We start from the raw sequence: 15,667 nt of genomic DNA, 5'->3' as shown, positions 1-15,667 counted from the left end.
CAGAACAACGCGGACGGCGGCCCGAATGCGCGAAACGACGAACGGGCCGCGGAAATCCACGGCCCGTCCCACCGAGAAACCCTCAGCGGTCGCCGATCAGCACCTCGGCGATCTGAATAGTGTTGAGAGCGGCGCCTTTTCGCAGGTTGTCGCCGGAGATGAACAGTGCGAGCCCGCGCCCGTCCGGCACACCCGGGTCCTGACGGATGCGACCGACAAGCGAATCGTCGATGCCCGCCGCGGCGAGCGGAGTCGGCACGTCGACCAGCTTCACGCCGGGGGCCTTGGCCAGGATCTCCTTGGCGTGCTCCACCGAGAGCGGTTCGGCGAACTCGGCGTTCACCGAGAGCGAGTGACCGGTGAAGACCGGCACGCGCACACAGGTGCCGCTCACGGCCAGATCCGGGATGCCGAGGATCTTGCGGCTCTCGTTGCGCAGCTTCTGGTCCTCGTCCGTCTCGCCGGAGCCGTCGTCGACCAGCGAACCGGCCAAGGGAAGCACATTGAACGCGATCGGCGCGACGTACTTGTTCGGCGCGGGGAAGTCGACGGCGCGGCCGTCGTGGGTGAGCTTCTCGGCCTCGCCGATCACCGCGCGGGCCTGGCTCACCAACTCTTCCACGCCGGCCAGGCCGCTACCGGAGACCGCCTGGTAGCTGGACACGATCAGGCGACGCAGACCGGCGATGTCGTGCAGCGGCTTGAGCACCGGCATGGCCGCCATCGTGGTGCAGTTCGGGTTGGCGATGATGCCCTTGACCAGGTTGCGCGTCTGCTCCGGGTTGACCTCGCTGACCACCAGCGGGACCTCGGGGTCCTTACGCCACGCCGAGGAATTGTCGATCACCGTGACACCCGCCGCGGCGAAGCGCGGCGCCTGCACCCGGGACATGGTGGCGCCCGCGGAGAACAACGCGATGTCCAAGCCGGACGGATCCGCGGTCTCGGTGTCCTCGACGACGATCTCGCGACCGCGCCAGGACAGCGTCTTGCCCGCCGAACGGGCGGAGGCGAAGAACCGCACCTCGTCGGCCGGGAAGTTGCGCTCCTCCAGCAGCTTTCGCATGACGGCGCCGACCTGTCCGGTCGCGCCGACGACTCCTACGCGAACTCCCATGATCTATCGCCCCGTTCCCGCGTGAACCACCGCGACCTCGTCGCCGCCCAGGTCGAACGCCTTGTGCAGCACCTTGACCGCCTCGTCCAGCTCGGTGTCCTTGACCAGCACGGAGATCCGGATCTCGGAGGTGGAGATGAGATCGATGTTCACGCCCGCCTTGGCCAGCGCCTCACAGAAGGTGGCGGTGACGCCGGGGTGACTCTTCATGCCCGCGCCCACGAGCGACACCTTGCCGATGTGGTCGTCGTAGAGCACCTGCGAGAAGCCGATGTCGGACCGGCGCTTGGTGAGCATCTCGACCGCGCGGGCGCCCTCGGACTTCGGCAGCGTGAAGGTGATGTCGGTCTTGCCGGTCTCGATCTTCGAGATGTTCTGCAGGACCATGTCGATGTTGATCTCGGCGTCGGCGACGGCGCGGAACACCTTGGCGGCGTAGCCCGGCTCGTCCGGCAGCCCGACCACGGTCACCTTGGCCTCGCTGCGGTCGTGCGCGACGCCGGTGAGGATTGCTTGCTCCAAGGGGATGTCCTCCATCGATCCGTAAACGTAGGTGCCCTGCTTGTCGGTGTAGGACGAGCGCACATGCACGGGCACGTTGTAGCGACGGGCGTATTCGACGCAGCGCAGCATCAGCACCTTGGCCCCGCAGGCCGCCAGCTCCAGCATCTCCTCGTAGGAGACCTGCTCGAGCCGCTGCGCGTCGGGCACGATCCGCGGGTCGGCGGTGAAGACGCCGTCCACGTCGGTGTAGATCTCGCAGACGTCGGCCTGCAGCGCGGCCGCCAGCGCGACGGCCGTGGTGTCCGAACCGCCGCGGCCCAGCGTGGTGACGTCCCTGCTGTCCTGGCTCACGCCCTGGAATCCGGCGACCAGCACGACGAGGCCCTCGTCGAGCGCGTCGCGGACGCGACCGGGGGTCACGTCGATGATCTTCGCGTTGCCGTGCGCGCCGGTGGTGATCACACCCGCCTGTGAGCCGGTGAACGAGCGGGCCTCCGCGCCGAGAGAGTGGATGGCCATGGCGACCAGCGCGTTGGAGATGCGCTCTCCCGAGGTGAGCAGCATGTCCATCTCACGGGCGGGCGGCGACGGGGCCACCTGCTGTGCGAGGTCGAGCAGCTCGTCGGTGGTGTCACCCATGGCGGAGCAGACGACCACCACGTCGTGGCCCTGCTTCTTGGTCTCCACGATCCGTTCAGCGACGCGCCGGATACGCTCGGCGGTCGCTACCGAGGATCCTCCGTACTTCTGAACCACGAGAGCCACGACAGGGTCCTCCAAGATCGACAACAAACTGGTAACAGTCATTCAGGGTACCGGCCGGGGCCAGCGGTTTTGCCGCTACCTACCCGGCTTGTGGAAAAACCCACAACCGCATCGCATCCCGATCACCCGGCGCGGCCCCGCGCGGATGAGGGACGATGTGCGCATGAAGAGCACGCTGCTCGAGGTGCGGACAGGCCACACCGAGGTGGTACAGGACATCACGCCGCAATGCGCGACCTTCGTGCGCTCGGCGGGCGGCGACGGGCTGCTGCACGTCTTCGTGCCGCACGCCACCGCGGGCATCGCGATCATGGAACTCGGCGCGCGCAGCGACGACGATCTGCTTGCCGCGCTGCGCGATCTGCTGCCCGCCGACGACCGGTGGCGGCACGCGCACGGGTCGCGCGGGCACGGGCGCTCGCACGTCATGCCCGCCCTGATCGCGCCGTACGCGACCGTCCCGGTGCTCGGCGGACAGCTCGCCCTCGGCACCTGGCAGTCGATCGCGCTGGTCGATCTCAATGTCGACAACCCGGACCGCCAGGTGCGGCTGTCCTTCCTCACCGACGCCGGCTGAGCCGCGGCTACCGGGTGGCCTCGCCCCGACGACCCGGCCGTGCCGGTCAGGCCCTGGTGAACCAGCTGACCTGCACGCCGTTGCCGAAGGCGATGCGCTCGGCCGGCTGGAACAACGTCGGGCGGAACTCGCCCGTGAAGCTCGCCACCCCGGCCCCCGCGACGACCGGATAGCTCTTGATCACGAGTTCATCGATCTCCTCCAGCAGCGCGGCCGCGAACTTGCCGCCGCCCGCGAGCCAGATGTCCAAGCCGTCCCGCCGCTTCAGCTCGCGGACCAGTTCCACCGGATCGTGTTCGACCAATTCGACCGTGGGGTCATCGATGCGGCCGAGCGTGCGGGATGCCACGTACTGCTTCATGTGGGCGTACGGGCTGGTCACACCGATGGCCAGGGCCGGTTCGTAGGTGCCGCGGCCCATGATCAGCGTGTCGAACTTCTGACTGGGCGCGTCCACAGCGAGGCCGAAGTGCGGCCGTGCGTGCGTGGGCAGCGTCTCGGGATACTCCGAGCGCAGCCAATCCGCCATGTCCTCGGCCACGGGATAGAAGTCGATCTCCCCATTCGGCCCGGCGATATAGCCGTCGAGGGAAACGCCGACGAAATAGACAAGTTTCCGCATACCGCCCCAATCAATGCACTCCAACTGTAGCGGTTTGAACGTAGTACTACATACAGAGTTGTGTCAAGGCGTTCGAATCGGAACGGCAACAGGACCTTGCCGAAGCAGGAGCGGGAGCCCGACCAGCGCGGATGAGCGACACGGATCCATACAGGTGCCGAAGCGGTTGTGACGCGCACCACCGACGTTCGATAATGGGGCGATGATCGCACATGTAGGAGATCGACTCTGCGTGCACGGACACGTGGTGGGAGAAGTGGATCACCTGGCCGAGATCATCGAGGTCCGCGGACCGGACGGGACGCCGCCCTACGTGGTGCGTTTCTCCGACGGTCACGAGTCGCTGGTGTATCCAGGGCCCGACGCGATCGTCGAGCCCGCTACGTCGGAATGAACGTCGCGCCGGACCGAGCGCTGGACGGCCTCTCCTTCGCTCGGCCCGGCGCGCGCCGATGGCGAACCAGGTCCATCGCGCCGGTCAGGCGCGTCGCTTGACGCAGCGGGTCAGCGCCAAGGCCAGCATGCCCGCGATCAGCACCCTGCCCGCCGTCGCGATGATCGCGTTGACGTCCACGGCCGGGTGCCAGGTCAGCCGACCGTCGCGAAGCAGGTAAGCGCCGACCGGCTTGGCGCCGACGCCGAACGCCACGCCTTCACCGGAGCCCTCACCCTCGGCACCGTTCCCGGTACCACCGCCTCCGCCACCGCCGCCCCCGACCGAGGCGGCGGGAATGACTGTCGCCCCGCCGGATTCGTAGGGCTCGCCGTACACCCGGCGCACCGTGATCGCGTCCCGCGCCTGCGCCAGCAGTTCGGCGTATTTCATGACATCCTCCCGCCCGTACCGACGGCGCCGGACACCGGCGCCCATTCGGATTCGATGGTAGGCGCGCGGGCCCCGGCCGCACCCATCCTTCCGGACGGAAGTTGGTCCCGCGGTTGCCGATCCCCGATCTCGAGCAGATAACGGCACGTTATCCGGGTAGCCGAGATATGGTCTGGCACAGTCAGGTTGACGAATCGGACAAAACGCGGAGACAATCGGCCGACTTGTCCATCCGGGGGTCGGAGGTATGCCATGCGCACCAAAACGGATATCCGATTCTTCGTCGACACCGATCCCGGTCAGGTCATGGACGCGCTGACGGACGTCGAATCGCTTCCGGAATGGTCGTCCTCCTACAGCGACGTCCGGGTCGCGACCCGCGACGCACGGCGCAGGCCGCGGCGGGTGTTCCTCAAGGCGGAACTGCTCGGCAGTTCTGATCTGCAAGTGCTGGAATACGATTGGACCGACGACCGGTCTTCCTGGATCGTCGCCGACAGCACCAGGGGCGTGCGCGGCGGCGGGTTCTTCGAGGTGTCCGACAGCGTCGAGGGCACGCACGTCTGGTACCACGTCGAGCTCTATCTGCCCCTCCCGGTGCCCGGATTTCTGCTCAAACGCACTTTTCGCAAGACCAACGAGGTGGTCGTGGAGTGCTTCATAGATTTCGCCGAGCGGTTCCCCGAAACGGAGACCTATCAACCCGTATAGCCGGACGGCCGCGCTCTGCGCGAAATCGGCTGCCGGACGAGCAGCGAACCGGCGCGGAATCGAGCGGGGTGCGACGATGGGCGCATGATCGGTTCCAAACGAGTGCGGTTCCAGCCGATGGCCGAAGGCGCGTCGGTGACCCAACTCGAGCTGTTCTTCGACCTGGTGCTCGTCTTCGCCTTCACCATGGTCGCAGGCTTGGCCGCGGAGGAAACCAGCGCGAAGAACATGCTGCGCGCGCTGCTGGTGCTCGCGGTGATGTGGTGGTTGTGGATCGCCTATTCCTGGCTGGGCAACGTGGTGCGCGCCGACGAAGGCATCGCGCGGGTAGGGATGTTCGCCGCCATGGGCGGCGCTTTCCTCGCCGCGCTCACCATCCCGGAGGCCTTCGAGGACCTGCGCGGCGGATGGTTCGGCCCGCTGGTGTTCGCCATCGCCTACCTGATCGTGCGCTTGGTGCACCTGGGGATGTTCTGGCTGGCCAGTTCGGAGGATCCGCAATTGCGCGGCCAGTTGCTGCGCTGGGCGCTCGGTTCGATCAGCCTCGGCACCTCGCTGCTGGTGGTCGCCGCGCTGACCACCGGCCGGGTACAGATCGCGCTGTGGATCGCGGCGATCGCGGGCGATTATCTCTGGACGCTGTTCGCGGGCACGGATTGGCGCTTGAACTCGGCCACCCATTTCGTCGAGCGGTATGGGCTGATCATCATCGTCGCGCTCGGTGAATCGATCGTCTCGATCGGTATCGGCGTGGCCGGCCTGCCGATCTCCTGGCCGATCGCGCTCGGCTCGCTGCTCGGCCTCGCGATTTCCGGCCTGCTGTGGTGGGCGTATTTCGACGTCGCCGCCTTGGCGGTGGAGCACGAACTCGTCCACGCCGAAGGCAGGCGGCAGATCAAGATCGCGCAGGTTTGCTACACGTTCTGGCATTTCCCGATGATCGTGGGGATCATCGCGCTGTCCCTGGGGCTGAAGAAGGTGCTCTACTACGTCGGGGACTCCGCCCACCACACCCTGCAGGACGCGTTGTACGGCATTCCGCTCTACGCCCTCTACGGCGGCGTCGTGCTGTATCTGATCGCCCTGGTGGGGTTCAAGTACTACGCCACGCGTACCGTCACGGTGCCCCGCGTGGTCACCGTGGCGGTGCTGCTGGCGCTGATCCCGGTGGCCTGCGCCCTGCCCGCACTGGCCGCACTGGCCCTGCTGTGCGGCGTCTTGCTCGCGCTGATCGCTTGGGAAACCGTGCGTTTGGCGCAGCCGCGCGACGCCATCAGGCACGCGGTACCCGAGTGATACGATGCCGCACGCCGTCCTCGCCGGTGGTGGGGCCGTACGCCGACGGCGGGACCCGGACGCCGTCGCGGACCGCGTCGCGGATCTGATCGATGTTCTCCCGCAGCATGTCGGCGACGAGTTCGTCGGTGCGCGGATCCTCCAGCACCTGGAACACGATGCGGAACGTGGTATCGGCGATCAACCGGATGATCTCGTCGTGGAACGGGATGTAGCGCACCCGTCCCGCCTGCGGGTCCTTCTTGATCAGTTCGAGGATCATCTCGTCCAGCTCGGCGCGGTTCTCCTCCAGCGCGGCCGCGATGTTACGGGTGTAGTGCCCCGTACGCAGCACCTCCGCCACCTCGTCCATCACCGCGATGGTCATCGGGCGGCGGATGGTGTCCACGATGGTCGCCACGAACCGGTTCACCACCGCGGCCGTCACCCGGTCGCCGAACACGCGATCGGCCACCCGGGCGAGCCGGACGCCGATCACCACGATCCGCAGCAACCGGAAACCGCGGAAGAACGGGCTGGTCACCGGGATCATGCCGAGGACTTCGTACCAGTAGACGAACGGGAACGTCCACGGCCAGCCCGCGCGGTGCCAGCGCCACAGGAACTCGACCGCGAACACCCCGCACAACGTCCAGTCGATGACCACGACCACGTGATAGGTGTGCCCGGCCACCGGGAAGAAGGTGATCCACGCGACCAGCGCCACGGAGACGACGGCGAGCGCCAGCATCACGAAATCGGTCCACAACATCGGCGGCTTGCGCGGATACTCCTGCTGCTCCGGCGTTTCCCGCAGGCCGTAGCGGTCGACGGCGGAGTTCTCGATGCCCGAGTGAGGAGTGGGAGCGGACACTGCGGATCCCTTCGACGCCGAACGGTGCCGCCGACATTAGTACGAGGAAAGCACGCTCGGCACAGTTGGCGATACCCCCGGGAACCGCGCCGGACGGGCGAACGCTTCGCCCGGCGCGGGCGTGCTCAGCGACCGCCGCGAACGATCGCCTCGATATTGCGTTCGGCCAGCGCGGCGATGGTCAGCGAGGGATTCACCGTGCCGGTGCTGCCCGGTATCGCGGCGCCGTCCATGACGTAGAGGCCGGGGTGACCGTGCACCCGGCCGTAGCCGTCGGTCGCCCGCCCCAGCACGGCTCCGCCCAGCGGATGCGCGGTGAACAGTGCGTTCGCGTCGTAGCCGAGAGCGCTGTACTCGACGAGCGCGTCCGCTCGTTCGGCGATCCGGTGGTCGACCGCGCGGGCCGCGGCCACCGTGTCGTCCCGATTCTGCACCGACCAGGTCAGCCCGACCCGATTGGTCGCCCGGTCGTAGCCGAACCGGGTGCGGGTCGAGTCGAGCACCATGCCGAGCGAGGCGAGCGCGCCGGTCTCGAACGGGATGCCAGGGATGTACCAGCTCTCCAGGGTGAGCGGCACGTCGGACTCGTGGAAGATCCGGCTCGCGCTCGGCACGCCTTGGCCGTGACCGGCCAGCGCGCTGGCGCCGCGGGCGAGCACCACGTCTCCGTTGGTGCCCCAGCCGTCGCCGACGTGTTCGTTCAAGTTCGGCAGCGCGCCGGTGGCCTGCGCGCGAACCAGCAGTTCGGAGGTACCGATCGACCCCGCACCGAGGAAGAGCCGATCACAGGTGAGGGTGCGGGTGGACAGCACGTCACCGGTCGGCGACAGCTTCGTCACGGTGACCGCGTAGCGGCCCCCGGATTCCTGCGCGATGGCGTCGACCCGGTGGCCGGGGAAGATCCCGCACCGGCCGGTGCCCTGCGCGTACGCCAGGTAATTCTGGTTCAGGTCGAACTTGGCGCCGTTGGAATTGCCCAGATTGCTGCGGGCCGCCGTGGCGGAAGCCCTGGTGGCGCCGGCGAGCTCGGCGCGCAGGATGTCCCAGTTGAAGATCGACTCGTTCGCCTGGGGCTCGTAGCCGGCCTTGCGCACTTGATCGTCCCAGGCACGCGAGTGCGCGAACGGTGCGGAGTTGTAGATGTCCGCGGGCATCGGGCTCAACCGCAGCATCTCCCGCACCCGCGGGTAGTAGACGCGCTCCATCTCGCCGTAGTCGACGGTGCCGCCGAAGACGTGGTCGAAGAAGCGGCGCTGCGGGGCGATCATGGTTCCGCTGAAGATCACCGAGCCGCCGCCGACGGCGGCCGCGCGCCAGACGTCGATGCCCGGATATTCGGTGCAGTCCAGCACGCCGCCGAAACTGGCGAAACGCATGGGCACCTTGGTGACGCCGGTGAAATGCGTGCGATGCCAGAAGCCGCGGCCGTCGGGCAGGTCGTCACCGGTGAAGATCTCCCGCCACGGGTCGTTCGGCCAGCGGGAACCGCGTTCCAGCACGGTGGTGGGAATTCCGGCCTCGGCCAGGCGCAACGCGGACACCGCGGCGCCGAAGCCGGAGCCGACGACGATCGCGGGGGAATGCTCCGGCGGGTCGGGAATGGGGGCGAAGATCTCCGGCACCCAGGCGCGGAACAGGGCCTCCCACATCGGGTCGGCGGACGCCACAGTCGTTCCCGCCATCGTTCCCACAGCACCGAGCAGGGCGGCCGTGCCCGCCGCCTTGAACAAGGCACGTCTACGCACCGGTCACCTTCCATCATCAGGCTTAGCGTGCGCAGATTACCGGTATTCCCGAATTGTGAACAGATATCCGGTTTCGCTATCGACCGAACGGCAGCTCGTCGAGGCGGCACGTCGCCCCGGGGGCCGGTAGCTGCAGATCGACGAGATAACGCTCGCGCAGTTTCCGGGTGCATTCGCCGAGCGGGGTGTGCCCGTACCCGTCCTCCACGACGACCAGCCGGGCGTTCACCAGCTCCTGCTGCGCGCGCCGTGCGGCGTCGAGCGGGGTGACCGGGTCGAATCGGTTGTTGACCAACAGAGCCGGGGTGTCCGACCGCAGGATCCATGGCCCGGTGTACCGCTGCGCATACCCCTCGGGCGGCGCGGGCCAGAACGCGCACGGTTGACGCAGCGCCAGCCAGAACCCGCCGTACGTGGGACTGTCGCCCGCCAGATCCGCTGCCATGGAAGCCCATTGACCGGGATCGCGTGGAAAGGCGTTGTCGGCACAGGAGATCGCTGTGAAGGAGTCGAGGAAGTCGTCCGGTTGCGCGGTGGCCGAGAGGATCTCGCCCACGGCGTCAGGGTTGCCCGCCGGTCCGCGCTCCAGTTCGGCCAGCAGGTCGGCCAGGGCAGGCCAGCCGCGCTCCGGGTCGTACAGCAACAGCGCATGCGACGACAGCACCTCGGTATAGGTGACCGTCCGCGCCCGGGGCCCGGTCCCCACCGTCAGGGGCATCTCCCGAAGACGTTGCAGCACAGCGTCATTGCGCGCGCGGAGATCGGCGGGCCGGACGGGTTCGCCCCCGCCCGCGCCCAGGACGGCGTCGCTCTGCGCCGCGAAGGCGCAGCGCCCCCGGCCCGCGTCCGCGCACAGCCGCAAGAATTCACCGAGTATCTCCTCGGTGCCCGCCGCGGTGTCCGCGACGGCGCTTCGCGTGTCGTTGGTGTACGCGTCCGGGTCGATCAGCGATGCCAGGTGCAGCGCGCGTACCCGGTCGCCGAACAGCGCGCCGTACACCTGGCCCAGGTAACTCGCGTAGGAACCGCCTTCGTAGGTGAGCTGCTCATCACCGACGGCTCGGCGCAGCAGGTCCAGGTCGCGCGCCGCGTCGACGGTGGTCAGGTGCCCGAGCAGCGCGCCGCCGTGCGCCGCGCAACCGGCGGCGAGTTCCCGGCTCGCCGCATCGGCCGCGCGCTCCTGTTCGGGATTCGCCGGTGCGAGCCACGTGCCGGACCAGAACCGGCGCTGCTGCTCGGCGTCCGCGAAACACCGCACCTGTCCGCTGTGGCCGACCCCGCGCTGGTCGAAGGTGATCACGTCGAAGCGGCGGGCCAATTCGCCGCCGAGCAGTTCGCCCTCCGCCGCCCAGCGCAGTCCCGACCCGCCGGGACCGCCGACGGCGGAGAAGAGGGTGCCGATCCGCTGTTGCGGGTCGGTGGCCTGCTGACGCACCACCGCCAGTCCGAGCGTCGGCCCGTCCGGGTTCGCGTAGTCCACGGGTACCTGCGCGGTCGCGCAGTGGAAGCGGCTCAGGCTCGGGTCCGCGCACGGCGCCCAGTCCAGCCGCGGCGTCGGCGCGGCGTCGGCTTGTGCGACCAACTCCGCGACCGCGGACTCGTGTCGGCTCGGCGGTCCGCCGCAGCCGCTCAGCACGGGCAGGAGCGCGGCGGCGATGACGATCTTCCAGTTGGGCACGCACTCATCCTGCGGCCCGCGCGAGGCGGCCGTCGTCACCCTGAGGACTGACATCCGACCCTGAGATTCCCCGCAGCACTACCCCGGCATTCGGCGCGGGCGCGCCACCGATTCGCCGCCGCCGTTCGGGCAGACGGCGCGCGACTCGTCGTCGCACCGAGCGCAGAAGGCGCATGCGCAGCTACAGATCCGAAGCCGGGCCGTCGGCGGCGCCACAGCGCTCGCACACCGTGCGCGTCTTCAGTGCCATTCGCCCGCTGCCTAAGACGTCACCAAGCGGATCACCGCGATCAGGCCGACCACGACGATGACCGCGCGCAACAAGGTGGGCGGCATCCGCCTGCCCAACCGGGCGCCGAGCTGCCCGCCGATGATCGAGCCGAGCGCGATCAGCACGACCGCGCGCCAGTCCACGTCCGCCACGACGATGAAGATCACCGCGGACACCGCGTTCACGATCAGGGCGAGCGCGTTCTTCGTCCCGTTCAGGCGCTGGATGTCGTCGTGCACGAAAACCCCGAGCAACCCGATCAGCAACACGCCTTGCGCGGCGCCGAAGTACCCGCCGTAGACGCCTGCGGCGTACACCGCGGCGAACAGGATGGGTCCGCCGTGCGCGGGCGCCGCAGCGCCGTCGTTCTCCCGGCGGCGTTTCACCCAGCTCGCCAGCCTCGGCTGCACGACGACCAGCACCAGCGCCACGAGAATCAAGACCGGCACGATCGCCTTGAACGCACCGGCGGGCAAGACGAGCAGCAGCACCGCTCCGGTGATGCCGCCGAGCAGCGAGGCCGTGCCCAGGCGGAGCAACCGGTCACGCTGGCCCGCGAGTTCGCGGCGATACCCGTGCACGCCGCTGATCGAGCCCGGAACCAGACCGATGGTGTTGGACACATTCGCCGTCACCGGCGGGAGGCCGAAGGCGAGGAGAACGGGGAAGGTGATCAGCGTGCCGGAGCCGACGATCGTGTTGATGCCGCCCGCCGCGATGCCCGCACCGAAGACCGCCAGTTGCTCCAGCCAGGTCATAGCCAATCCTTCGACGTGTCCACTGCCGGACCGAACCGTAGCGTTGTCGTCGGATGACCCGACGAAGGGACCTCCCTTTCCGGCCTACTCGCGGCACGGTAAACTCGCGGACATCATGCAGCGGGCACTTCTTCTCGACCGCCGCGACGGGGTCTGATCGGACCGGCTCCCGTCGCGGGGTTTTGCTGCGCCGGTCGACCCAGCCCATTGGGAAAAACGACATCCTCGGGAGAACCGCCCATGTCCCCTGCTGACGCATTCGTATCCGGCGCGCGCACTATCACCGCGCCGAGCAAACCCGCCCCCGCCGACCAGCCCGGCTGGAACAGGCAGAAGAACTCCTCGATGCCGACCTTCCGTTACCGGCCGTTCGCCGAGGAGGTCGAGCCGATCACGCTGCCCGACCGCACCTGGCCGGACAACGTCATCGATCGGGCTCCGGGCTGGTGCGCGGTCGACCTGCGCGACGGTAACCAAGCGCTGATCGACCCGATGAGCCCGGCTCGCAAGCGCCGCATGTTCGACCTGCTGGTGCGGATGGGTTACAAGGAGATCGAGGTCGGCTTCCCGTCGGCGAGCCAGACCGATTTCGACTTCGTCCGCGAGATCATCGAGGACGGCGCGATCCCCGATGACGTGACTATTCAGGTGCTGACCCAGTGCCGCCCGGAGTTGATCGAGCGCACGTTCGAGGCCTGCGCCGGCGCGCAGAACGTCATCGTGCACTTCTACAACTCCACCTCCATCCTGCAGCGGAAGGTGGTGTTCCGCGCCGACCGCGAGGCGGTGAAGAAGATCGCCACCGACGCCGCCGCGCTGTGCCTGGAGATCGAGCAGCGCTACCCGGATACCAACTGGCGTTACGAGTACAGCCCGGAGTCCTACACCGGCACCGAGCTGGAATACGCCAAGGACGTCTGCGACGCGGTGTCGGCGATCATCGCCCCGACGCCGGAGAAGCCGCTGATCATCAACTTGCCCGCCACCGTGGAGATGGCCACCCCGAACGTCTACGCCGATTCGATCGAGTGGATGAGCCGGAATCTGGCCCGCCGGGAGTCGATCGTGCTGTCGCTGCACCCGCACAACGACCGCGGCACCGCCGTGGCCGCCGCGGAGCTGGGTTACCAGGCCGGAGCCGACCGCATCGAGGGCTGCCTGTTCGGCAACGGCGAGCGCACCGGCAACGTCTGCCTGGTGACGCTGGGGATGAACCTGTTCTCTCGCGGCATCGATCCGCAGATCAACTTCTCCGACATCGACGAGGTCCGCCGCACCGTCGAGTACTGCAACCAGCTGCCGGTGCACGAGCGGCACCCGTACGGCGGCGACCTGGTCTACACCGCGTTCTCCGGCAGCCATCAGGACGCCATCAACAAGGGCCTGGACGCGATGAAGACCGCGGCCGACGCCGCTGGGGCGGACGTGGACGACATCGTCTGGGAGGTGCCCTACCTGCCGATCGACCCGAAGGACGTCGGCCGCACCTACGAGGCGGTCATCCGGGTCAACTCGCAGTCCGGCAAGGGCGGCGTCGCCTACATCATGAAGACCGACCACGGGTTGGCGTTGCCGCGACGGCTGCAGATCGAGTTCTCCCAGGCGATCCAGAAGATCACCGACGGCGAGGGCGGCGAGGTGACGCCCAAGGAGATGTGGGACGTCTTCCACGAGGAGTACCTGAGCCCGATCCGTCCGCTGGAGCGGATGCGCCAGAAGGTCACCGCGTCGGAGACCGACGGCGGAGTCGACTCCATCGTGGCCGTGGTGAAGGTCGACGGTGTGGAGCAGGAGATCACCGGCAAGGGCAACGGCCCGCTCGCGGCGTTCGTCGACGCGATCGCCACGGTCGGCTTCGACGTCGAGGTGCTGGACTACTCCGAGCACGCCATGTCCGCGGGTGACGACGCCCAGGCCGCCGCGTACGTCGAGTGCGCGATCGGCGACCGAGTGGTGTGGGGCGTCGGCATCGCCACCTCGATCACGACGGCGTCGCTGCGCGCGGTGGTGTCGGCGGTGAACCGGGCGCACTGACCGGGCATTCCGGAAGGATTCGATCGGGCGTCGCGACGGTTCCACCGCGCGGCGCCCGATCTCGCTGGCGCAGACCGGTTGTGGCGGCCTACCGCTCCCCAGGTGCGGCATGCCTACCGCGACACGGCGTAGCGAACCCCGTGCTAGCGTGGGATTCGCACTCCAAGCGCCGAGCTCTCTGCTCGAACTCCCGAGCAGATGGGGGAACCGTGACAACTAACGACCACAATCCGACCTCTCCGCCCTGGCTGCAGAGTCATTCCGTGGATACGGCCGAAGTCAGCGACGCGGAGTCAGCGGCCACCGACCCGTCGGCCGAGCCGATCGGCGGCGCGGAAGCGAAGGAAACCGACGTGACGGATGGGCCTGCCCAGTCCGACGCACAGCCCGAACAGCCGGAGCCGCAAGGTTCGTCGGAGCAGACCACGGCCTATCCCCAAGCCGCCGCACCGGCACAGGCTTGGGCGCCCCCGCAGGCCGGACCGGCCGAGCCCTATGGTTCGTACGCCCCGCCGAGCCCGGGCGCGTACCCCCCGCCCTCGCCTTTTCCGGGTGAGCCGTTCCCTACCGGCGCATTTCAGCCGCCGTCGAGTCACAGCGGTAGCCATCCCATAGCCACACCACCGGACGGACCCCATCCCGGTTACGGGGAGTACCGCCAGGAAATCGGCGGCGACGGTTTGGTCCGGCGCGTGCCCTTGGATTCCGCGCAGCCCGAAGCCGCTGCGCCGCAGCCCGATCAGCCCAGCGGCCCCATCTACAGCTGGGCGCCGCCGCCCCCGCCGGTGACACATCAGCCTCCGCCTCCCCCGTATCAGCCACCGCCTCCGCCGCCGATCGGGCAACCGCAGGTGCCGAGCTGGCAGGGCGGTCCGCCGCCTCTGGCCGCGCCGCCGTTCCAACCGCAGCATGTGCCGCAGCCCGGCCAGCCGGGGCATTCGGTCAACGACCTGAATCTGCTCAGGCGGGCCCGCAGGGCGCCGCGCAGCGGTTGGCGCCGTGCGGTGCACAAGGCGTCCGGCGGCATGATCAACCCGGGCGAGTCGGCGGCCGACATCGTCTACCAGGACCTCGTCGACCGGGTGAACCAGCCGGTGCGCGGGGACTACCGGATCGCGATCCTCTCGCTCAAGGGCGGCGTCGGGAAGACCACCACCACGGTCGGTCTCGGCTCCACCTTCGCGTCGCAGCGCGGCGACCGGGTCATCGCGATCGATGCCAATCCCGACCTCGGCACGCTCGCCCACCGGGTGCCCCGGCAGACCCGCTCCACGGTGCGCAACCTGCTCGAGGATCAGCACATCACCAGGTACTCCGACGTGCGGGCGCACACCTCGCAGGCGCCGAGCCGCTTGGAAGTGCTCGCCAGTGAACAGGATCCGGCGGTCTCCGAGGCGTTCAGCGAGGCGGACTACCGCAAGGCGATCGGGATCCTGCAGTCGTTCTACAACATCATCCTGACCGACTGCGGCACCGGCTTGATGCACTCCGCGATGGCGGGCGTGCTGGATATGGCCAGCTCACTGGTACTGGTCACCTCGCCCGCGATCGATGGCGCACGCAGCGCCTCGGCCACGCTGGACTGGCTCGACCACCACGGCTACGGCAAGCTCGTGGAGCGAACGGTCGTGGTGGTGAACGCTTCCCGGCGCGGCGCGTCCACCGTCGACCTCGACCAGCTGCGCAAACTCTTCCTCGATCGCACCCGCGCGGTGCAGGTGGTGCCGTTCGACGACCACCTCGCCGAGGGCGCGGAGATCGATCTGGAACTGGTGAGCAAGCCGACGCGGCGGGCGCTGCTGGAACTGGCGGCCATGGTCGCCGACGACTTCGGCTACGTCAGCTCGCAGGCCCAGCATCCCTACCGGTATCAACCGCCGCCGGGATTCTGATCGGCCCCCGCTTCGGCA

The 15,667-nt window shown here is 68.5% G+C and carries 14 protein-coding genes and 1 pseudogene; 6 read left to right on the top strand and 9 right to left on the bottom strand.

Annotation, left to right across the window (positions count from 1 at the left end; translation table 11 throughout):
* Positions 1-82 precede the first annotated feature (82 nt).
* On the bottom strand, positions 83-1,117 hold the full coding sequence (locus ACWEKR_RS23195; RefSeq protein ID WP_452356222.1) for an aspartate-semialdehyde dehydrogenase: 1,035 nt from the start codon (positions 1,115-1,117) through the stop codon (positions 83-85).
* 3 nt (positions 1,118-1,120) lie between these two features.
* A complete protein-coding gene (locus ACWEKR_RS23190) occupies positions 1,121-2,386 on the bottom strand; it encodes an aspartate kinase (RefSeq protein ID WP_195084895.1) in 1,266 nt (421 codons plus the stop codon).
* Between the two features lie 163 nt (positions 2,387-2,549).
* Here ACWEKR_RS23190 and ACWEKR_RS23185 point away from each other — a divergent pair, with 163 nt between their 5' ends.
* Positions 2,550-2,963, top strand: coding sequence for a secondary thiamine-phosphate synthase enzyme YjbQ (locus ACWEKR_RS23185; RefSeq protein WP_452356221.1), 414 nt, complete (start codon positions 2,550-2,552; stop codon positions 2,961-2,963).
* Between the two features lie 46 nt (positions 2,964-3,009).
* On the opposite strand, the gene ACWEKR_RS23180 is transcribed toward ACWEKR_RS23185, so the two are convergent.
* On the bottom strand, positions 3,010-3,585 hold the full coding sequence (locus ACWEKR_RS23180; protein ID WP_452356220.1) for a dihydrofolate reductase family protein: 576 nt from the start codon (positions 3,583-3,585) through the stop codon (positions 3,010-3,012).
* A 202-nt stretch (positions 3,586-3,787) separates the two neighbouring features.
* Between ACWEKR_RS23180 and ACWEKR_RS23175 the strand changes: the two genes are divergently transcribed.
* Positions 3,788-3,979, top strand: a complete 192-nt coding sequence (locus ACWEKR_RS23175; RefSeq protein ID WP_039794508.1) for a DUF1918 domain-containing protein — start codon at positions 3,788-3,790, stop codon at positions 3,977-3,979.
* Positions 3,980-4,063: 84 nt separating this feature from the next.
* Here the strand turns inward: ACWEKR_RS23175 and ACWEKR_RS23170 are convergent, their stop codons facing one another.
* Positions 4,064-4,411 (bottom strand): sporulation protein, encoded by a 348-nt coding sequence (locus tag ACWEKR_RS23170; protein WP_452356219.1) that lies wholly within the window; start codon positions 4,409-4,411, stop codon positions 4,064-4,066.
* A gap of 252 nt (positions 4,412-4,663) precedes the next feature.
* Here ACWEKR_RS23170 and ACWEKR_RS23165 point away from each other — a divergent pair, with 252 nt between their 5' ends.
* Both ACWEKR_RS23165 and ACWEKR_RS23160 read left to right on the top strand, forming a co-directional pair.
* Positions 4,664-5,122: an SRPBCC family protein gene (locus tag ACWEKR_RS23165; protein ID WP_452356218.1), complete on the top strand. Its 459-nt coding sequence runs from the start codon at positions 4,664-4,666 to the stop codon at positions 5,120-5,122.
* 84 nt (positions 5,123-5,206) lie between these two features.
* Positions 5,207-6,418 carry a low temperature requirement protein A gene (locus ACWEKR_RS23160; RefSeq protein ID WP_452356217.1) on the top strand — a complete coding sequence of 404 codons (1,212 nt, stop codon included), beginning with the start codon at positions 5,207-5,209 and terminating at the stop codon, positions 6,416-6,418.
* Here ACWEKR_RS23160 and ACWEKR_RS23155 read toward each other — a convergent pair.
* From ACWEKR_RS23155 to ACWEKR_RS23135, 5 genes and pseudogenes are all read right to left on the bottom strand, one after another.
* Positions 6,396-7,271 carry an ion transporter gene (locus ACWEKR_RS23155; protein ID WP_452356216.1) on the bottom strand — a complete coding sequence of 292 codons (876 nt, stop codon included), beginning with the start codon at positions 7,269-7,271 and terminating at the stop codon, positions 6,396-6,398. The genes ACWEKR_RS23160 and ACWEKR_RS23155 overlap by 23 nt on opposite strands.
* Positions 7,272-7,396: 125 nt before the next feature.
* Positions 7,397-9,016, bottom strand: coding sequence for a GMC oxidoreductase (locus tag ACWEKR_RS23150; RefSeq protein ID WP_452356215.1), 1,620 nt, complete (start codon positions 9,014-9,016; stop codon positions 7,397-7,399).
* A gap of 76 nt (positions 9,017-9,092) precedes the next feature.
* The gene (locus ACWEKR_RS23145; RefSeq protein ID WP_452356214.1) at positions 9,093-10,694 is read right to left on the bottom strand and encodes an alpha/beta hydrolase; all 1,602 of its coding nucleotides are present in this window, start codon (positions 10,692-10,694) and stop codon (positions 9,093-9,095) included.
* A gap of 78 nt (positions 10,695-10,772) precedes the next feature.
* Positions 10,773-10,913, bottom strand: a pseudogene (locus tag ACWEKR_RS23140) (DUF1272 domain-containing protein); the annotation flags it as partial.
* 42 nt (positions 10,914-10,955) lie between these two features.
* The gene (locus ACWEKR_RS23135; RefSeq protein ID WP_452356213.1) at positions 10,956-11,723 is read right to left on the bottom strand and encodes a sulfite exporter TauE/SafE family protein; all 768 of its coding nucleotides are present in this window, start codon (positions 11,721-11,723) and stop codon (positions 10,956-10,958) included.
* 240 nt (positions 11,724-11,963) lie between these two features.
* On the opposite strand from ACWEKR_RS23135, the gene leuA reads away from it, so the two are divergent.
* Positions 11,964-13,757, top strand: a complete 1,794-nt coding sequence (gene leuA, locus ACWEKR_RS23130) for a 2-isopropylmalate synthase (protein WP_452356212.1) — start codon at positions 11,964-11,966, stop codon at positions 13,755-13,757.
* A gap of 263 nt (positions 13,758-14,020) precedes the next feature.
* Positions 14,021-15,649, top strand: a complete 1,629-nt coding sequence (locus ACWEKR_RS23125; RefSeq protein WP_452356211.1) for a MinD/ParA family ATP-binding protein — start codon at positions 14,021-14,023, stop codon at positions 15,647-15,649.
* The last annotated feature ends 18 nt before the right edge of the window (positions 15,650-15,667 follow it).

The organism is Nocardia sp. NPDC004573 (assembly GCF_053602135.1).
The sequence above is the reverse complement of the archived record's forward strand: the minus strand, read 5'-3'. Positions and strand labels throughout refer to the sequence as shown.